The organism is Cellulophaga sp. (genome assembly GCF_039943695.1).
Lineage (GTDB): Bacteria > Bacteroidota > Bacteroidia > Flavobacteriales > Flavobacteriaceae > Cellulophaga.
This window is the reverse complement of the sequence record NZ_JBDVAA010000230.1, coordinates 1-18,234: the sequence shown is the minus strand read 5'-3', so window position 1 is coordinate 18,234 and position 18,234 is coordinate 1. Positions and strand designations below refer to the sequence as shown.

Annotated in this window: 21 protein-coding genes and 1 tRNA gene; 6 read left to right on the top strand and 16 right to left on the bottom strand. The window is 30.9% G+C overall.

Features of this window, described 5'->3' with window-relative positions:
• Window positions 1-2,112, bottom strand: a 2,112-nt coding sequence (locus tag ABJD66_RS17195; protein ID WP_348133928.1) for a PAS domain S-box protein, incomplete at its 3' end; no start/stop codon positions are given.
• Between the two features lie 383 nt (window positions 2,113-2,495).
• Between ABJD66_RS17195 and ABJD66_RS17190 the strand changes: the two genes are divergently transcribed.
• Window positions 2,496-2,882, top strand: coding sequence for a YchJ family metal-binding protein (locus ABJD66_RS17190; protein WP_100895710.1), 387 nt, complete (start codon window positions 2,496-2,498; stop codon window positions 2,880-2,882).
• 1 nt (window position 2,883) lies between these two features.
• Here ABJD66_RS17190 and ABJD66_RS17185 read toward each other — a convergent pair whose 3' ends face one another.
• The 9 genes from ABJD66_RS17185 to ABJD66_RS17145 all read right to left on the bottom strand — a co-directional run bounded on the left by ABJD66_RS17185 (window position 2,884) and on the right by ABJD66_RS17145 (window position 9,455).
• Window positions 2,884-4,227 carry an exonuclease domain-containing protein gene (locus tag ABJD66_RS17185; protein WP_348133925.1) on the bottom strand — a complete coding sequence of 448 codons (1,344 nt, stop codon included), beginning with the start codon at window positions 4,225-4,227 and terminating at the stop codon, window positions 2,884-2,886.
• Complete coding sequence (locus ABJD66_RS17180) at window positions 4,227-4,997, bottom strand: LexA family transcriptional regulator (protein WP_100895712.1); 771 nt, start codon at window positions 4,995-4,997, stop codon at window positions 4,227-4,229. The genes ABJD66_RS17185 and ABJD66_RS17180 overlap by 1 nt, the downstream gene beginning before the upstream one ends.
• Window positions 4,998-5,117: 120 nt before the next feature.
• Entirely contained in the window at window positions 5,118-5,426 is a 309-nt protein-coding gene (locus tag ABJD66_RS17175; protein WP_100895713.1) for a hypothetical protein, read from the bottom strand.
• Between the two features lie 14 nt (window positions 5,427-5,440).
• Window positions 5,441-6,514, bottom strand: a complete 1,074-nt coding sequence (gene cydB, locus ABJD66_RS17170) for a cytochrome d ubiquinol oxidase subunit II (protein ID WP_348133921.1) — start codon at window positions 6,512-6,514, stop codon at window positions 5,441-5,443.
• A gap of 3 nt (window positions 6,515-6,517) precedes the next feature.
• Window positions 6,518-7,849, bottom strand: coding sequence for a cytochrome ubiquinol oxidase subunit I (locus tag ABJD66_RS17165; RefSeq protein ID WP_348133918.1), 1,332 nt, complete (start codon window positions 7,847-7,849; stop codon window positions 6,518-6,520).
• Between the two features lie 106 nt (window positions 7,850-7,955).
• Entirely contained in the window at window positions 7,956-8,537 is a 582-nt protein-coding gene (locus ABJD66_RS17160; protein ID WP_348133915.1) for a methyltransferase domain-containing protein, read from the bottom strand.
• Window positions 8,537-8,833 carry a thioredoxin gene (trxA, locus tag ABJD66_RS17155; protein ID WP_100895717.1) on the bottom strand — a complete coding sequence of 99 codons (297 nt, stop codon included), beginning with the start codon at window positions 8,831-8,833 and terminating at the stop codon, window positions 8,537-8,539. The genes ABJD66_RS17160 and trxA overlap by 1 nt, the downstream gene beginning before the upstream one ends.
• Window positions 8,834-8,859: 26 nt before the next feature.
• Window positions 8,860-9,201: a rhodanese-like domain-containing protein gene (locus ABJD66_RS17150; RefSeq protein WP_348133911.1), complete on the bottom strand. Its 342-nt coding sequence runs from the start codon at window positions 9,199-9,201 to the stop codon at window positions 8,860-8,862.
• Window positions 9,202-9,381: 180 nt separating this feature from the next.
• Window positions 9,382-9,455 (bottom strand) — tRNA-Met (locus ABJD66_RS17145).
• Between the two features lie 138 nt (window positions 9,456-9,593).
• Here ABJD66_RS17145 and ABJD66_RS17140 point away from each other — a divergent pair.
• On the top strand, window positions 9,594-9,977 hold the full coding sequence (locus tag ABJD66_RS17140) for an START-like domain-containing protein (RefSeq protein WP_013622743.1): 384 nt from the start codon (window positions 9,594-9,596) through the stop codon (window positions 9,975-9,977).
• 54 nt (window positions 9,978-10,031) lie between these two features.
• Window positions 10,032-10,877, top strand: a complete 846-nt coding sequence (locus tag ABJD66_RS17135; protein ID WP_348133908.1) for an aminotransferase class IV — start codon at window positions 10,032-10,034, stop codon at window positions 10,875-10,877.
• On the opposite strand, the gene ABJD66_RS17130 is transcribed toward ABJD66_RS17135, so the two are convergent.
• The 5 genes from ABJD66_RS17130 to ABJD66_RS17110 form a co-directional block, all read right to left on the bottom strand.
• Window positions 10,874-11,434, bottom strand: a complete 561-nt coding sequence (locus tag ABJD66_RS17130) for a YqgE/AlgH family protein (RefSeq protein WP_100895720.1) — start codon at window positions 11,432-11,434, stop codon at window positions 10,874-10,876. The two genes, ABJD66_RS17135 and ABJD66_RS17130, sit on opposite strands and share 4 nt — an antisense overlap.
• Before the next feature lie 114 nt (window positions 11,435-11,548).
• Window positions 11,549-11,821 (bottom strand): HU family DNA-binding protein, encoded by a 273-nt coding sequence (locus tag ABJD66_RS17125; protein WP_072302490.1) that lies wholly within the window; start codon window positions 11,819-11,821, stop codon window positions 11,549-11,551.
• 176 nt (window positions 11,822-11,997) lie between these two features.
• Window positions 11,998-12,945, bottom strand: coding sequence for a methionyl-tRNA formyltransferase (gene fmt / locus ABJD66_RS17120; RefSeq protein WP_100895721.1), 948 nt, complete (start codon window positions 12,943-12,945; stop codon window positions 11,998-12,000).
• A gap of 1 nt (window position 12,946) precedes the next feature.
• Window positions 12,947-14,845 (bottom strand): ATP-dependent DNA helicase RecQ, encoded by a 1,899-nt coding sequence (locus tag ABJD66_RS17115; RefSeq protein WP_348133903.1) that lies wholly within the window; start codon window positions 14,843-14,845, stop codon window positions 12,947-12,949.
• Window positions 14,845-15,387 (bottom strand): ATP-binding protein, encoded by a 543-nt coding sequence (locus ABJD66_RS17110; protein ID WP_100895723.1) that lies wholly within the window; start codon window positions 15,385-15,387, stop codon window positions 14,845-14,847. The genes ABJD66_RS17115 and ABJD66_RS17110 overlap by 1 nt, the downstream gene beginning before the upstream one ends.
• Window positions 15,388-15,482: 95 nt before the next feature.
• On the opposite strand from ABJD66_RS17110, the gene ABJD66_RS17105 reads away from it, so the two are divergent.
• The 3 genes from ABJD66_RS17105 (at window position 15,483) to murA (ending at window position 17,856) form a co-directional block, all read left to right on the top strand.
• Window positions 15,483-15,770: a DUF493 family protein gene (locus ABJD66_RS17105; RefSeq protein ID WP_303541581.1), complete on the top strand. Its 288-nt coding sequence runs from the start codon at window positions 15,483-15,485 to the stop codon at window positions 15,768-15,770.
• Window positions 15,771-15,873: 103 nt separating this feature from the next.
• The gene (locus ABJD66_RS17100; protein ID WP_100895725.1) at window positions 15,874-16,533 is read left to right on the top strand and encodes a DUF4290 domain-containing protein; all 660 of its coding nucleotides are present in this window, start codon (window positions 15,874-15,876) and stop codon (window positions 16,531-16,533) included.
• A 15-nt stretch (window positions 16,534-16,548) separates the two neighbouring features.
• A complete protein-coding gene (murA, locus tag ABJD66_RS17095; protein WP_348133899.1) occupies window positions 16,549-17,856 on the top strand; it encodes a UDP-N-acetylglucosamine 1-carboxyvinyltransferase in 1,308 nt (435 codons plus the stop codon).
• A 6-nt stretch (window positions 17,857-17,862) separates the two neighbouring features.
• On the opposite strand, the gene ABJD66_RS17090 is transcribed toward murA, so the two are convergent.
• Window positions 17,863-18,234, bottom strand: a 372-nt coding sequence (locus ABJD66_RS17090) for a hypothetical protein (protein WP_348133896.1), incomplete at its 5' end; no start/stop codon positions are given.

The window sequence follows — 18,234 nt, the reverse complement described above, 5'->3', positions numbered from 1 at the left end:
TAAGCCATTATCTTCTACGGTTAATGTTATTCTGTCTTTAACTAATTGTGTTTGTATGTGTATTACAGGGTCACGATCTGGTGACTTGTATTTTAATGCATTACTAATTAAGTTTAAAAAAATACTTTCTAAATATAACTGACTATATAATACAGACGGAATTATAGAAAAATCACTTATTATAGTAGCGTTGGTTTTTTGAATTTCACCAGTTAGTATTTCTTTAGTTTTGTCTAAAATGGTTTCAAACTTTAATTTTTTTAGTTCTGTAGGCGCTCCGTTAGATGTTTTTAAAGCTTCAACAAGTGTGTCTAAGGTTTCTGTTAAGTGCCCTATAACTATCTCAAACTTACTAAATACCTCTGCTTTGTCTTCTTCATCTGTAGCACTGTTATAAAAGCCTAAAAGTGAATTTAAATTGCTAACAGGAGCTCTTAAATTATGCGATGTAATATGTGCAAAATCTGCTAGTTGTCTATTTTTATTTAATAGATTACCTGTTAAAACCTCTAATCTTTCTTTGGCTTTAGTTATTTTATATTCATTATGTTTTTGTTCTGTAATATCTCTAATAGCTACAGATATAAGTAAGCCTTCTTCTGTCTCTAAAGGAGATAAGCTTATCTGAATAGGAATTTTTTCTTTTTGTTTATTAACAGCAAAGTACTCTTCACTACCTTCTATTTTGTTTGTTTTTGCACTCGTAAAAAAATTATTATTATTTGTTTCATATCTGTGCATAAACTTTTCAGGTATAAAAAGTTCTACAGGCTTATGATATAATTCTGCAGATGGGTAGCCAAATAATTTTTCTGCCTGTTTATTGCTAATTTGTATAACTCCATTCTCATCAATAATTAACATGGCATCAGGAGCAGATTCTAAAAGACCTCTAAATTTAATTTCGGCCATTCGTAACTGTGTTACATCTTGGCAGGTGCCCATCATTTCTATAGGCTCTCCTAACTCGTTAGTAATAAGTTCTCCTAATAAATGTACTGTTTTTGTTGTGCCGTCTTCTAAAACAATGCGGTGTAATACATCAGTAAACTTATTTACCTTTACTGTGTCATCTATAAAGTTAGAAACTTTTTCTCTATCTTCTGGATGTATATGATTAAAGTATGTCTCAAAGGGTATTGTTGGGTATAATATAGCATCTCTGCCAAAAATATTATACATATTTGTAGACCAATTAATTTCATTGGTAATCATATTCCAACTCCAATTACCAATCATTGTAATTTGTTCTGCGTAGTTTAGGAGTTGATTCTTTTTTATGAGTTCATTTTCAGCGTTTTTTCTTTCTGTTATATCATAAAAAATTCCTAGAATTCCTAGGTGTTCATCTAACTCATTTCTTAGCGGAGTTAAGGAAAGTTCTACAGGAAATAATGTTCCATTTTTTTTACGAAAAGTCCATTCTCTTGTGTCTTTAATATTTTGTAATGCTAACTCGTAAAATGGATTAAAATTATCCATATACTCTTTATTATACTTTGCAGCAAATTCTTCACTTAACGATTTTACTTCGTTTTCTAATAAAATAGAAGTAGGGGCAAGATTTCCAATAACTTCTTGTGCTTTAAAGCCTAATAGATTTTCTGCTCCAGAATTAAAATGCCTTACATTGCCTTCTTTATCTATAGATACTATTGATACAGCACTTGAGTTAATAATTGATTTTAATTCACTATTTACAGAATGTAATTGAAGTTCTGTCTTTTTAATTTCGGTAATTTCCTGAAAAATACCATAAACACGGGTTATGACTCCATTTTCTATATCAGCTAAGCCAATTTTACGAGCCCATATTTTTTTACCTTTTACGGTTTCTAGAGCAACTTCTTCATCAAAACTAATACCACTATTAATTAAGTTGGACATTAATTCTGTTATTTTTTTTCTATGTTTTTTATCTTTAAATAATGTAATTGTTTCTTTTAGATTTATTACTTCTCTATTTTCTAAATCAAGAATCTCACAAGTAATTTTGTCTAGTTTATAATTTTTTGTGTCTAAATTTAATTCCCATATACCAATACGAGCAACATTATTAATACGATCTAGTGTATTTTTAATTTTAGGATTATTTTCAATAGCCTTATGCATTATATTTTTTTTATAAACTTTGTAAGCGAAAATGTTGTTTTGGTAGGGGGATACAACATTCTAAAAATAACCATTTTATTGAAATTATTGAGCCTTGTTACTAATAAATGTTCATATTGTTTATTTGTTTTCGATAAAAGACTACTTTAAGTTGTTAAATAGTAGTTGTTTATATTTATTTTGAAAGATTATAATTACAGATAAATCAAATTATACTTTAAAAAAATGAAAAATACTACGGAGTTTTATATATAAAACTCCTTATTTTTAGATTGTAAAATAATACAATTAATTAAAAAAAAGTTACATATACTATAAGTTTAGAAAGTATTTAGTAATTTTATCACTTAGTAATCAGCTAATTATAGTAAATAACTCAGTTTATGCAATGTCCTTGTACACCAACACAGCTTTATAAAAATTGTTGTGAAAAAGCTCATTTAGACATCACTAAGGTACAAACAGCAGAACAGTTAATGCGTTCTAGATATAGTGCTTTTGTGCTTGCAAATATTGATTATTTGCAAAAAAGTCACCATAGTAAAACACGACCAGGAAAGAGAGGGAGAAAAGAAATTAAAGATTGGACAAACTCTGTTCATTGGATTAAGTTATCTGTTCTAGATACAGATAAAGGTGCCAAACACAATACTACAGGTAAGGTAGAGTTTAAAGCTTATTATATGGAAGATTCTAACATTATAATTTTACACGAAATTTCTAACTTTAGTAAAGAAAATGGACATTGGGTTTATGTAGATGGTAACTAAGTTAAACTAGTTTTTGTTTTTTAACACCACGCAATATTTTTTGAATATCTAAATTATCTTTTTGAGGTATCAAATAGTTCTCTATATCTTCATTATTTTTAATAGTTTCTGTTTTATCAATAAAGCCATAGCCCATATATGTGCCATTTTTTAGTAAAACAAAAGCCTCTTCTTCTTCGGTGCGCCCTTTTTCTTTTAAAATCGTTAACTCGGCTACATCTTTAATGTGTTGTATTGCAAGGTTAACCCTTTGGTTGTAAGCTTCAGGAGCTTCGTTGTCTCTGCAAATGCCATTACAAGAACTAATTTTATGGTGGTTACAGGCGGCTACACCCTCTTGAAGGTGACAGTATTTAGGACATAAGTTAAATAAAAAACACAGTTCTTCTACATAAGCTCTGCATTGCCTTATATTAGAAAATATTTTTAAAGGATTAGGACTAGATTTTAAGGTATTATATGCCAAATGCATTATTCCTTTACGGTCTGTGTAACTAAAAACAGCATAGTTTTTTAGGTTTCTTTTAGCTAATTGGTTGTACTCTGGGTAGTGTTGTTTTATAGCAGCATCTTCCATTAATAACGCTAGCAATTCGCTACCAGATAGTTCAAAATCTATATCTGCAGTCTCCCTACACATATCTAAAGATTTTTGTGTTTTACTGTAAAAATGAGAAAGTACTCTTTTTTTTAAGTCTATTGCTTTACCAATGTAGATAATTTTTCCTTTCTTGTTTTTAAAGTAATAAATACCAGGTGTATTGGGTATTTTATTAAAAACCTCTGTAGGTAGGTGAGAAGGTAAAGCACCTTCTTTAGATGTTTTTTTAAGGAAACTATTAAAAACAGTTTCTGCATCATCTTGTGCTAGCAAAATTTTAAAAAGTGTAACGGTAGCTTCTGCATCGCCTCTTGCTCTGTGCCTGCCCTCTATAGTAATGTTTAGGTCTTTAGATATTTTTCCTAAGCTATAAGACTTGTGGCCAGGTATAAGTTTTCTGGACAAACGAATTGTACACAGTTTTTTACGCCTAAAATCTTTATCTATAGCCTTAAACTCATTGCGTATTACATTGTAATCAAAATTTACATTATGAGCTACAAATATGGTATCCTCGGTAATATCTAACACTTGTTGAGCAATTTCTGCAAAAGTAGGCGCATTGGCAACCATTGCATTATCTATACCTGTAAGTGTAGTAATGTAATAAGGTATTACAGATTCTGGGTTTACTAAAGAGGTAAACTCGTCTACAACTTTTTTGCCATCAAACTTAAAAATAGAAATTTCTGTAATTCTATTAGTTTGTCCGGTAGTTTCTACATCAATAATAGTATACATCATTATAGCGACTTTTCTAATGCTTTTAATTCTACACCAAGCGTATTAAACATTGTAATTATACTGCTTATTTTAAGCTCTTCCTCTGTGTATTCTTGTGTGTTAATACTACAGGTAAATTCCCATATTTCTAATATTTCATCAATAGATACATCATAAGCTTGGTAATCACTATTGTCAGATACTAACTTTAGGGTGTTGTTTTCTTCAATTTGGTTGTATACTCTTTTATAAACCATACCGTCGTTAAGTGTAACTAAAACATACGTTTTTCCACTTATAATATCTCTTCTGTCTTCAATAAATTTACCAATAACAAAAGCTCCATTTTTCATAGGTAACATAGAGTCTCCTTTTATAGGAAAAGCTCTGTGCTTGCCTGTTGGTAAAAAAGGAAGTTTAATTTTAGACAATTGTTCTATATACTCAGGATCATCATAGCCTGCTAAATAACCTGCAGAGGCAGCTACAGGAACAATTTCTATAAGATTGTCATTGTCTACATCTACTGTAATAGGAAAAAGAACACGTTGGTTGCCAATCTCTATAAAAGATGCATCTGCAGCTTTACTTAGGTCGTTACGGACAAGAATATCTATAGGTAATTTAAAATAATCAGATAATTGTATAAGGGTTTCTATGGTAGGTGCAGAGCGGCCTTCTTCATAAGAACTTACACGGGCTCTTGTAATACCTAAGTTTTTAGCTAAACCCTCTTGTGTAGCGCCTTTTAAGCTTCTTAAATGGCGAATATTTGTAGCAATAAAAATCATAATGCTACAAATGTAAACAATAATTGCAATTAATTGTAGCTAAAAAATGTAACTTGTATTTTTATTTATACTCAATTTATTGTACTTATTTGCTTATAAGCTGTTTACGTATATCTAAAGCTAATTTATTGTTGTTTTGTTTACTTTATTTTTTATTTTTTTTAATAAATAAAGTCCTAATACACCACCTAAAGCAGAAACCAAACAGTTAATTATAAATAAACTATTATTAAATGTACCATATTGCATTATAGACCAGGCATCAAAGCCTAGTCTGCCAAAAGATTTAATTAAAAACACGCTACCAAAAACACCAATTAGAGTATTTCCTGTAAAACCAAAAGAGTATTTTTTATAAAAAAAAGCAGTTAGGTTTGCAGCTATTATACCTATGATAATACTAATTAAAGAAATTAATGTTCCCGTCATACTAATAATTTATTTTAGTGTCCGTAATCCATTTTATCTATTTTGCCTCCCATTAATCTTTTTTGTACAATTAAATATACAAAAAGAAGTATAAAGCCAATTATTCCCCAGTTTAAGGCTACAGATAATCCATATTCAGGTGCGGCTGTATTGTATATTGTTAAAGGCTCATTAACAGTATTAATAGAAGGTAAAATTACAGGGAATAACGATGCTAATGAAGATGTTATTCCGCCTAAAATAATTAGACTAGATAATATAAAACTATAAATGTCTTTCTTTATTTTTTTGATAAAAAACAAGCCAATTAATCCAGTTAAATATATAATTGGAAATATTATTAAATATGGTTTGTCTACAAAATTATTTAAAGAACTAGGATTAACTATTTGCCATACAATTAAAGAAAATACAGTAAGTACAGCAAGTATAATGTTTAACTTAAAAACAATACCTTTAAGCTTGTTATTTATTGATGAATTTGTTTTTAAAATAATCCAATTAGCACCGTGTATAGCAAGTGTAACCACAGATATTATACCTATAATTAGTGTAAACCAATCTATAATACCTGGTGTTTTACTTAACGGACTAAAAGTGCTGTCCCATAATGGTAAGAAAAAATAATGCCCTTCATGAGCAGATACGCCATTTTCTACACTGCCTAAATTTACGCCTCTAACAATATTACCAAGTGCAATTCCAAAGAAAAGGGCTAATAGTAAACTAGAAACGCCAAAAGATTTGTCCCAAATATCTTTCCACATTTGGTAATTAAATTGACCTCTAAACTCTAACCCTATTGCTCTAAAAATAATAAGCCATAGTACTATTATTAATGGCAAATAAAAGCCACTAAAAACTGAGGCATAAAATGTAGGGAAAGCCATAAAAAGCATACCACCAGCAGCAACCAGCCAAACCTCATTAGAGTCCCAGAATAGTCCTGCAGATTTTGTAATAACCTCTTTGTCTTTTTCTTTTTTGGCAAAGAATAAATGAATTATCCCTGCACCAAAATCATAGCCATCTAAAATAAAAAATACAGCTAAAACAATAGCTATTGTAATATACCAAAATACTTCCATAGTTTAATGTGTTTTAGGTTCTGGACCTTGGTTAATAGTTTTTCCCACTAGGACTAAAAACAATAATCCTAGTAGCATATATAAGGCAACAAAACCAAGTAAGGTAAATAAGGTATTACCAGATGATACAGTAGGGGATACACCTTCGCTAGTTCTTAATAAACCATATACTAAATATGGTTGTCTTCCTAATTCTGCCGTATACCAACCTGTTAGATTTGCAATGTATGGGAACGGAACTAAAAACATAATTGTCCATAACAATGGTTTAATTTTATATATTTTTTTTCGCCATAAAAAGAAAGCAGATAAAAGCATAACACCAATAAATATAGTACCTAAACCAACCATTATATGGTAAGAGTAATAAAGTGCAGGTATATTATCTGGTAATTCTTCTTTTTTAAACTGGTCCATTCCTGGTATTTGTTTATCCCAATCTTGGTGGGTTAAAAAACTTAATACATTGGGTACGGCAATTTTATTGTCTAATTTTTTTTCAACCATATTTGGTTGCCCAATCAAAACAATTTCTGCCCCAGCTTCTTCTGTTTCAAAAATACCTTCCATAGCAGCAAAAGATGCTGGTTGGTATTCTGCAACGTTTTTAGCATTCCAATCTCCGGTAGGGAAAGCAACTAGTATGCTAGAAATTAAACCAAAAATAACTCCTGTTTTTAAAAACAGTTTTCCGTATTCAGTTTGTTTGTTTCTTAAAACATAAAAAGCACCTATACTGGCAACAACAAAAGAAGATGTTACAACGGATGCTAGTTGATTGTGTAAAAAAGCAGGTAGTAGCCAAGGGTTACTAAACAAGGCAGAAAAATTATTTAAAACAAATTTTCCGTTTTCTAATACCTCGTAACCAACTGGGTGCTGCATCCACGCATTGGTAGCTAAAATAAACCAACCGCTTGCCCAGGACCCTAGAAACACTAAAAAACCAGTTAAAAAGTGTAATTTTTGACCCATTAGTTTTTCACCAAAAATAAATAATGCTAAAAAAGACGATTCTAAAAAGAAAGAGAACATACCTTCCATTGCTAAGGTCTGACCAATAACACTACCTGTAAGCTCAGAAAACTTTGCCCAATTGGTGCCAAACTGAAACTCCATAGGAATACCAGTTATAACTCCCATTGTAAAGTTGACAGCAAAAATTTTCATTAAAAATTTTGCCGCATTATTATATTTTTCAATGTTGTTTCTAAGATATTTCCATTTAAAAAAAACAATTAATAATGATAAGCCCATTGTTAATTGCGGAAATATGTAGTGAAAAGTGATAGTAAAAGCAAATTGCAATCTATCATAAAAGATCATGTCTTCCATATCCTGGGTTTTAGACCATAAAAATACGACACAAACGTTAAACGCTATGTAACTTTAGTAACAAAAAGAGTTTTAAAAAAAGTTTTTTTGGGGGTAAGCTGGTTTGTTATTTTTTCTGTAAAATGATGAATAATTCGTTACCGCTTCTAGGTTTTATAGAGTTGTAAGCAGTGTCCATTATTTTTATATTAAAGTGTGGTTTAAAAAGCATTATATATTCTTCTTTATTACCGCCAAAAGGAGGATGCGTGCTGTTTAGTGGAATGTTGAATAAGAGTCCTGCAATTTTACCATTTGTGTTTAAAAGGTTAAATGCCTTTTCTACGTATTTACTGCGTAGGCTTGGAGATATTGCACAAAAGAAGGTTTGTTCTATAATAAGATCAAAGGTTATATTTAAATCAAAAAAATTAGAGTGAATAAGATGTGAAGAAGGAAATGTTGGAACTCTAGATTTTATATTTTGAAGCGCTGTTTTAGATAAGTCTACAACATACACATTTTTAAAACCTTTGCTGTGTAAGTATTCTGCCTCATAACTATTACCACCGCCAGGAATTAAAATATGTAAATCTTTGTTGGTTAATTGATTAAAGTAAGATTTTAGAGGAGGAGATACTTCTCCTAAATCCCAGCCAATATCACTTGTTATATATCTATTATCCCAAAAATCTTCATCTAAAATCATTAATTAGCCGTTGTAATTATAGAAATAAGTTCATTTTTTTGAAGCACTCCAGATTGTCTCCAAATTTGTTTTCCGTTTTTAAAAAGTAACATTGTAGGTACGCCTTTTACTTGGTATTTGGCTGCTAATGTTTGGTTTTTGTCTACATCTATCTTAATAATAGAGACCTTGTCTTTTAAACTATCTTTTACATCTTTTAAAATAGGACTCATTGTTTTGCAAGGCCCACACCATTCTGCATAAAAATCTACTAAAACAGGTGTATCTTTATTTATTAATTCTGAAAACTTGCTCATAATTATTCTATTTTTTAATCTAAACTTTAATTATATCCTAAAATACCACCTTTTAAGTCGTATATTTTGGTAAAACCAACGCTAGCTAATTTATTTGCAGATTTACGGCTTCTACTACCGCTTCTACAATAAATGTATATAGCTTCATCTCTATTTAGTTTATCAAAATTAGACATAAAATCTCTAGAGAAAAAATCTATATTTATAGCATTCTTAATGTGTCCGTTTTTATATTCATTAGGTGTTCTTACATCTATTAGTTGCACATTTATATGCTCTATTTTATTTTTAAACTCGGCAGAATTTAGTACTGTAATGGCCTTGTTTGTGTTTGTTTTAGATCCAAATAGGTATGTTAATATAGACATAGTTAAAAATTTGCAGTTACATAAAATACAGTAGTAAAATTATAAAATACTATGCTTTTTGTAAGTAACTTAGGTTACAAAGTTTAAATTGAGTTTTAAACTATGCGCATTTAATGTGGTCTATTTAAAACAATAGGGAATAAAAAAAGCGACTTAGTAGAAACTAAATCGCTTTTATTGTAGCGAGAACGAGAGTTGAACTCGTGACCTCCGGGTTATGAATCCGACGCTCTAACCAACTGAGCTACCTCGCCAGGTGTTTTTTTTAACGGGTGCAAATATATGTATCTTTTTTCTGTTTATCAAAATTTATTTTGATAAAAATATTATAGCTATTTTAGTTTTTTTATCATACAGAAATATATATATTGCCTTTTCTAAACATTACGAGAATGAGTGATAAAATTAACTATGAGCTAGAGTTTGTGATACAGTCCTCACCACAAATGCTTTACCAATATATATCTACACCATCTGGCTTATCAGAATGGTTTGCAGACAACGTTAACTCAAGAGGAGAGAAATTTACTTTTATTTGGGACGGATCTGAAGAAGTTGCTAATTTGCTAAAGAAAAAAAGCGACGAATTTATTCGTTTTGCTTGGGAAGATGATGATGACGATTGTTATTTTGAACTTCGCATTAAAGTAGACGACATTACTTCAGATGTATCTTTATTTATTTCTGACTTTGCAGAAGAAGATGAAGTAGAAGAAGGGAAGTTATTATGGACAAATCAAATTTCTAGTTTAAAACAAGTCTTAGGATCTGCCTAAAAATTATGAAATAAACAATATCTTTGGCCTTGAATTTTTTTCAAGGCTTTTTTTATGATAAATTTTAACGGAGAATTAGTAGAAAACAACACTTTATTTTTAAATGAAGAAAACAGGGGATTACGTTATGGTGATTCACTTTTTGAAAGCATACGTGTTGTAAACGGAAAAATTTATTTTTGGGAAGATCATTACCTACGTTTAATGGCGTCTATGCGTATTTTACGTATGGAAATTCCAATGAACTTTACAATGGAATATCTAGAAGAGCAAATTCTAGAAACTATTAATGCAGATAACCTACAAAATAATGCTGTGCGTATACGCCTTACTGTTTTTAGAAAAAATGGAGGTTTATATTTACCAACTACTAATAATGTAAGCTTTATTATGGAGACTAAAGTATTGGAAAATGCTTTTTATATACATTCTGATGAAGCTTATGAGGTAGAGTTATTTAAAGACCATTATGTAAACTCTGGTTTGTTATCTACATTAAAATCTAACAATAAAATTATAAACGTTTTAGGCAGCATCTACGCTAAGGAAAATGGTTACAGCAACTGTTTGCTGCTAAATAACCAAAAACAAGTTGTAGAGGCTTTAAATGGTAATTTATTCTTAGTTAAAGGAGATACAATAAAAACACCACCATTAAAAGATGGTTGTTTAAACGGTATTACAAGAAAAAAACTAATTGCTAGTTTAGAAAAATTAGAAAATTACAGTTTAGAAGAAGCTTCTATATCTCCCTTTGAATTGCAAAAAGCAGACGAATTATTTGTAACCAATGTAATAACAGGGATACAGTCTATAACAAAATACAGAAAAAAGGAATTTACAAATACAGTAGCTAAAGATTTGCTAGGTAAGTTAAATGCAGTAGCTAGACTGTCTTAATTTAAGGCAGGATTTTCTGGTGCGTTAGACCAAAGCAGATAATCACCTCCTAATTGGTCCATTTTTTCTTTCCAAAGGTTGTTGGTGCATTTTTCTAAAATTAAGCTTTTATGTTCGTTTGTAGCAATAATCCAAGATTTAGAAGTTAACTCATAATCTAACTGCATAGAATCCCAACCAGAGTAACCTAGAAAAAAACGAATGTCTTTTTGGGTAATAGTATTATCGTTTATTAAACCTACTATTTTTTGAAAATCACCACCCCAAAAAATACCATTAGATATTTCTATACTGCCCTCTATAAGGTGCGGCACTTTATGTATAAAGTATAAATTGTCTTGCTCTACAGGTCCACCATTATATACTCTAAATGATGGTTTTATACCTTCAACAAGGTCGTTAATAGTATATTCTAAGGGTTTATTAAGAATAAAACCCACAGATCCGTCTGTATTGTGTTCTGCTAATAAAACAATAGATCTGTTAAATGAAACATCACCAGTTAGTGATGGTTCTGCTATGAGAAGGTTTCCCTTTTTTGGTTGATTAATGGTCATATAGTGGGGTTTGTACGATTAAATTAAATAAATTTTACGAGATATAAAAGATAACTACAAAAAAAAATGCGCTTCTACGTATAGAAGCGCTTTTTATATATTAAAATGTAAAGCTTAGTTTACAGAGTTGCTTAACTCAGTACCTGCTTTAAATTTAACAACGTTTTTAGCTGCAATTTTGATAGTTTTTCCAGTTTGTGGGTTTCTACCGTCTCTTGCTTCTCTTCTAGTTACAGACCAAGATCCAAAACCTACTAAAGAAACTCTACCACCTTTTTTAAGTGATCCTTCTACGTTTCCTAAAAAAGACTCTAATGCTTTCTTTGCTGCTGCTTTAGTGATGCCAGCGTCAGCTGCCATAGCATCGATTAATTCTGTTTTGTTCATAATTAAATTAAATTAATTGTTGTTTTTAATAACTTATATTCTTCTAACAAATTTATATGGATTTAGCGTTAACACAAGTAAATCGCTAGGAAATGCATCATTTTGTTAATAACTAAGACCGTTTGTTAATAAAGTAGGGCTTTTTCTACGACTTTTTCTGTTAAAAATAGGCTTAGCTAGTCTAAATATGCGGTTTCTTTTAATTGTAAACCGTTTAAAACATCGCTAGTTTTCATTCTTCGCTTACCAGAAAGTTGTATTTCTAGTAGTTTTAGGTAGCCATTAGGTACAGCAACTTTTATTGTTTTTTTATCAAAAATTAATTTTCCTGGTTTTAAATTGTGAGCTTCTTCTTCTAATTCTGTAGCGTAAATTTTTAAATCAGTTTTGTTGTCATCATTATATAAGGTTGTCCAAGCTGCCGGGTAAGGACTAAGTCCTCTTATTAGATTGTAGGTTTTTGTGGCATCAGCTGTCCAGTCTATTTTACAAGTGTCTTTGTGTATTTTGTAAGCTAACTTTAAATTACTATGATCTTCTTGTTTTTTAGTAGTTACATTTCCTTTTTCAATTAGTTCTACGGTTTCTATAACAAGTTCTGCCCCTAAATGCATTAATCTGTCGTGTAAAGTACCTGCATTTTCTGTAGAAGAGATGTTTGTTTTTTTATGAAGAATAGTTTCTCCTGTATCAATCTTATCATCAATAAAAAAAGTAGTAGCACCTGTTTCTGTTTCTCCGTTTATAATAGCCCAGTTAATAGGAGCAGCACCACGGTATTGTGGTAATAAAGAAGCATGCAGGTTAAATGTACCGTATTTAGGCATTTGCCAAACTACTTTGGGTAACATTCTAAAAGCAACCACAATTTGCAGGTTAGCATCTAATGCTTTTAGTTCTGCTACAAAATCTGGATTTTTTAAGTTTGTTGGTTGTAATATATTAAGGTTGTTTTTTTCTGCATATTGTTTTACGGCAGAAGTGTGTATTTTTCTGCCACGACCCGCTGGCTTGTCTGGAGCAGTAATAACACCAACTACGTTATATTTATGTTGTACTAAACTATCTAAAATGGTAACGGCAAAGTCTGGCGTTCCCATAAAAACAATGCGTAAATTGCTCATATTATTGTAGGGTATATTTATTTTGTGTGTTTATATCTATTTTTTGATCTTCTAGTAAAGACTGCAGTGTTTCTAAAACAACTTCTTGTTTATAGGGTAGTAGTTGTATTAACTCTCTAGAGCTTAAATTAGTAGATTTTAATTTTGTAATTATTTCTGTAGAAACAAGATCTATAATACTACTATTGGTAGATGGGCCTTTGCTTAGGCAAACATCACACTTACCACACCTTTTCTTTTTTTCTCCAAAATAAGCAAGGAGTTGTACGTTTCTGCAAATGCTATCATTATTAATATATTGTAGCATTGCTTCTATATTATTTACTTTAACTTGTTGTAGTTCTTTTACTTTTTTAGAGAACGAATTAATAGTTTGGTCATCTTCTCTAGGTACAAGAAAAGTTATTTCTAAATCGCTATTTTGAGCAGTGTAATTAATTATTTCATCTTTTTGTAATTTTTCTAACGCTTGTAAAATAGTGTTTTCATCAATATTTATTTTATTAGATAACAGTACTGTGTTAATTTTTATTGGAAACTCAAAAATACCACCATATGTTCTTAGTAGGGTTTGTATAATTGGCACTAGTTTATGGTGTGTACTTAAATATTGATTTAAAGTTGGTTTTGTTGCTGTAAATTGTACAGTTGCCTGCTTGTTATAATTTTCTGTTAACGTTAATACAGAATGCTGATCTAAAACTTTTAGAGCATTATATGTTAACATTCCTTTTAACTTATAGGTATTGCAAAAATTATTAAAATTTAGTTGAAACGTTTCCTGTGTATCTTCACCATAAGATATCTGGAAATAATTATTTAACTTATTGTACAATAATTTTAAAAACTTAACATCTGGTAAAACACTTAAAAACTGTTGTTTTACTTGGTTTTCATCTTCTTTATTTAAAATTAAAACGGCGCTGGACTCTTGTTGGTCTCTACCGGCTCTACCAGCTTCTTGGTAGTAGTTTTCTATACTATCTGGAATTTGATAATGCACAACCAAACGCACATCTGGTTTATCTATACCCATACCAAAAGCATTGGTTGCTACAATAATTTTAGTTTTGTTTTTAAGCCAATTTGTGAGTAATGTTTTTTTGTCTTTTTTGGGTACTCCTCCATGGAAAAATGTAGTAGAAAAACCGTTTGTGTTAAGGTAGTTAGATATTTGTTCTGCCAAACGTCTTGTTCTAACGTATACTATTGCACTGTTGTTACTGTCTTTACAAAGTTGTTTTAATTGATAAAGTTTATCCTCTGTCCATATAACCTTGTAGGTAATATTATCTCTAGAAAAAGAATCTTTTATAATTAAGGAGTCTCTAAATTGAAGATTTTCTACAATGTCTGATGCTACTTTTTTTGTTGCTGTAGCGGTTAAAGCAATTACAGGTACAATAGGAAAAATATCTCTTAAAACACTACAGTTTTGGTAAGCAGGTCTAAAATCGTTTCCCCATTGAGATATACAGTGAGCCTCATCAATGGCAATAAGGTTTACATTCATTTGTAATAGGCGTTCTTTAACCAAATCTTGTTGTAAGCGTTCTGGAGATAAGTATAAAAACTTATAATTACCAAAAACACAATTGTCTAAAAGGTTATTTACTTCCTCAAAAGAAATACCGCCAGTAAGTGCTAAAGCTTTTATGCCTTTTTCTTTAAGACTATTTACTTGGTCTTCAATTAAAGCAATTAAAGGAGACACAACTATACAAATGCCTTCTTGTAAAAGAGCAGGTACTTGGTAGCATACAGATTTTCCTCCGCTAGTAGGTAATAAAGCTAAAACATCTTTTTGCTCTAAAACAGTAGTAATAATTTTTTCTTGCGAGCCTCTAAAGCTGGCATAGCCCCAGTATTGTTGTAAAATATCTTGCGGACTTTTATGCACTAGCTAATGTTTAAAGTATTTAAAATAAAGTTAGTACGTTCCTCTACAGTTCCGGTAGGTACAATAATAGGTGTGTAGCCATAATCTCTGTATGTTTGGTCTAGTAGACTGTGCAGCCGTTTTGCTTCATCAAAATCCTCATACCTTTCATTGTCATTAGAATGTATTTCTTCCCACGGTGGAAAAATAAAAATAACATCGTACTTTGTATTTGTACATGCTTGGTTGTAGTTTTCTCCATATTTAATGTCTGTGCCGTTTAAGTAGGCAACAACATCTGGTACGCCACGATCTAGAAAAACAATATCTTTTTCTAAGCTATTAGCGTTATGGTATTGATTTACACGTCCTTCTAATAATTTATCGCTAAAAAGCAAAGGATTGGTTAAAAAAAGCTGTGTAATACCTTCTTCTCTGGCAGCCAAGGTAACATCTCTAGATATCTCGTGTAAACAAGTATACCCAAGAGCATCAATCTTATTAATAACTGTTGTTTTTCCTGTACTAGGACCGCCTGTAATAACTATTTTTTTTGGTTTCAATATACTAGATTAAAGTAACAAAGATAACTAAAATAGGAACTACACAAAAAGTAGTATAAAATATAGCATTACATTATCTTTGTAAAAAATAAAGTATGAATACAGATAACCCAGAAGAATTTTACGCAAGGCTAAAAGAGCAACTAGAGTTAAATAACAGTTGGCCATCTAATTACCTGTATAAATTTATTATTCCTACAGATGAAGAAAAGTTTAAGCAAATAGAACAGATTTTTAATAATACAGGAGCAGTTATAGAGTCTAAAAAGTCTAAAAACGGCAAATATACAAGTGTTTCTATTACTGTAAATATGAAAAATCCGGATGCTGTTATTGCTAAATATGTAGAAGTTGGTAAGGTAAAAGGAGTAATATCTTTATAAAACTACCCATAAATGGTGTTTGTTTTATTTATTTTAGTACTTTGCAGAACATAAGCGTATAACTTCACGTTTAGAATATAAATTAGCATAAATCTTTTTTAGTTTGAATTTAGTAGAAAACTTACAGTATAATACTGAGCGTGATCAGCTCATTATTCCAGAATATGGTCGTCATTTTCAAAAAATGGTAGACTACGCCGTATCTATAGAAGATGCAGAGGAGCGTAATAAAGTAGCTAAGGCTATTATTAGCGTAATGGGTAATTTGCAGCCACATCTTAGAGATGTACCAGATTTTCAGCACAAACTTTGGGATCAGCTATTTATAATGTCAGATTTTAAATTAGATGTAGAATCTCCTTTTCCTATTACAACAAAGGAAATGTTGCAAGAACGTCCAGAGCCATTAGATTATCCTCAAAATTTTCCAAAATACAGGTTTTACGGTAATAACATTAAACGTATGATTGATGTTGCTGTAGAGTGGGAAAAAGGTGATATGAGAGATGGTTTAGAGTATGCAATTGCAAACCATATGAAAAAATGTTACTTAAACTGGAATAAAGATGTTGTAGATGATACAGCTATTTTTAAACATTTGTATGAGTTAAGTGACGGAAGAATAGATTTAGCTGCAAAAAATGAAGTACTTACTGATAGTGGTCAGTTTTTAAAGAACAAAGTAGCAAAATCTAACACGAGATATACAAACTCAAAAAACAATCAAAGAAATAACAACAACCGAGGTAAAAAACGGTACTAAATAATAGAATCTTAAATGGGGACATTTAAAATTGAAGGCGGTCAACGTCTACAAGGAGAAATTACTCCGCAAGGAGCTAAAAACGAAGCTTTACAAATACTTTGCGCGGTGTTACTTACACCAGAGGAAGTGCAAATAAATAATATACCAGACATTGTAGATGTTAATAAACTTATAGCTTTATTGGAAGATTTGGGTGTAAAAATTCAAAAAAGAGGTAAAGGTTCTTATACGTTTAAAGCAGATGATGTAAACCTAGACTACTTACAGTCAGACCAGTTTAAAGAAGATGGTCGTGGTTTGCGTGGATCTATAATGCTAGTAGGTCCACTATTAGCACGTTTTGGTAAGGGATATATTCCTAAACCAGGAGGGGATAAAATTGGGCGTCGTAGATTAGATACTCATTTTGAGGGCTTTATTAACCTTGGAGCAAAGTTTAGATACAATAAAGAAGAATACTTTTATGGTGTAGAAGCAGATAAGCTAAAAGGTACATATATGCTTTTAGATGAAGCTTCTGTAACTGGTACAGCAAACATAGTAATGGCAGCTGTTTTAGCAGAGGGTACAACTACTATATATAATGCAGCTTGTGAACCGTATTTGCAGCAATTGTGTAAAATGCTTAACCGTATGGGGGCAAAAATCACAGGTGTAGGTTCTAATCTTTTAGTAATTGAAGGAGTAGATGCACTAGGTGGCACAGAGCACAGAATGTTGCCAGATATGATAGAAATTGGTAGTTGGATTGGTCTTGCAGCTATGACAAAAAGTGAACTTACAATTAAAGATGTAAGTTGGGACGATTTGGGACAAATACCTACTGTTTTTAGAAAATTAGGTATTACATTAGAGCGTAAAGGAGATGATATTTATATACCAGAGCATAAAGATGGTTACGAGATTCAGAACTACATAGATGGTTCTATCTTAACAATATCTGATGCGCCTTGGCCAGGATTAACACCAGATTTATTAAGTATTATTTTGGTTGTTGCTACACAGGCAAGAGGAGAAGTTTTAATACATCAAAAAATGTTTGAGAGTCGCTTATTTTTTGTAGATAAGTTACTAGATATGGGGGCAAAAGTTATTTTGTGTGATCCGCACAGAGCAACAGTAATTGGGCACGACTTTAAATCTACGTTAATGGCTACAACTATGGTATCTACAGATATTAGAGCTGGTGTATCTTTATTAATTGCAGCATTATCTGCAAAAGGAACATCTACAATACACAATATAGAACAAATAGACAGAGGTTACGAAAATATAGACGAGCGTTTAAGAGCTATAGGAGCAAAAATTACGCGAGTATAATTTTTATTATAACCACATAGTAGTACTTTGTATAGTATTATAAATAGTCCAACCTAGTAAGAATGTAATTATAACTATTCTTACTAGGTTTTGTTTTGCTATACTTTTTCTTATTTCTTCAGAAGAATCTACTCCTGCTATTATTTTACCGTGTTTTGGTTCTATAATTACAATGTGCTGAAACCACATAAAAGCAATACATAAAACGCTAACTATTGTATACATATTTTGTCTGTCTATAAGTTGTAAAACAGATGTAATTAGGTGTCCTGGAGTTAGTATAATAGCAAATATAAATATACGGTCCCTACCAGAATGATACCATTTTATTAGTTCTTCTCTTGAGTAAAACATTAAAGAAGGATAAACTATAAGCTG

Excerpts from the sequence above, each read along its gene's own strand:
- ABJD66_RS17190 (WP_100895710.1), top strand. The coding sequence starts at position 2,496 with ATGCAATGTCCTTGTACACCAACACAGCTTTATAAAAATTGTTGTGAA.
- ABJD66_RS17185 (WP_348133925.1), bottom strand. The coding sequence starts at position 4,227 with ATGATGTATACTATTATTGATGTAGAAACTACCGGACAAACTAATAGA.
- ABJD66_RS17180 (WP_100895712.1), bottom strand. The coding sequence starts at position 4,997 with ATGATTTTTATTGCTACAAATATTCGCCATTTAAGAAGCTTAAAAGGC.
- ABJD66_RS17175 (WP_100895713.1), bottom strand. The coding sequence starts at position 5,426 with ATGACGGGAACATTAATTTCTTTAATTAGTATTATCATAGGTATAATA.
- cydB (WP_348133921.1), bottom strand. The coding sequence starts at position 6,514 with ATGGAAGTATTTTGGTATATTACAATAGCTATTGTTTTAGCTGTATTT.
- ABJD66_RS17165 (WP_348133918.1), bottom strand. The coding sequence starts at position 7,849 with ATGGAAGACATGATCTTTTATGATAGATTGCAATTTGCTTTTACTATC.
- ABJD66_RS17160 (WP_348133915.1), bottom strand. The coding sequence starts at position 8,537 with ATGATTTTAGATGAAGATTTTTGGGATAATAGATATATAACAAGTGAT.
- trxA (WP_100895717.1), bottom strand. The coding sequence starts at position 8,833 with ATGAGCAAGTTTTCAGAATTAATAAATAAAGATACACCTGTTTTAGTA.
- ABJD66_RS17150 (WP_348133911.1), bottom strand. The coding sequence starts at position 9,201 with ATGTCTATATTAACATACCTATTTGGATCTAAAACAAACACAAACAAG.
- ABJD66_RS17140 (WP_013622743.1), top strand. The coding sequence starts at position 9,594 with ATGAGTGATAAAATTAACTATGAGCTAGAGTTTGTGATACAGTCCTCA.
- ABJD66_RS17135 (WP_348133908.1), top strand. The coding sequence starts at position 10,032 with ATGATAAATTTTAACGGAGAATTAGTAGAAAACAACACTTTATTTTTA.
- ABJD66_RS17130 (WP_100895720.1), bottom strand. The coding sequence starts at position 11,434 with ATGACCATTAATCAACCAAAAAAGGGAAACCTTCTCATAGCAGAACCA.
- ABJD66_RS17125 (WP_072302490.1), bottom strand. The coding sequence starts at position 11,821 with ATGAACAAAACAGAATTAATCGATGCTATGGCAGCTGACGCTGGCATC.
- fmt (WP_100895721.1), bottom strand. The coding sequence starts at position 12,945 with ATGAGCAATTTACGCATTGTTTTTATGGGAACGCCAGACTTTGCCGTT.
- ABJD66_RS17105 (WP_303541581.1), top strand. The coding sequence starts at position 15,483 with ATGAATACAGATAACCCAGAAGAATTTTACGCAAGGCTAAAAGAGCAA.
- murA (WP_348133899.1), top strand. The coding sequence starts at position 16,549 with ATGGGGACATTTAAAATTGAAGGCGGTCAACGTCTACAAGGAGAAATT.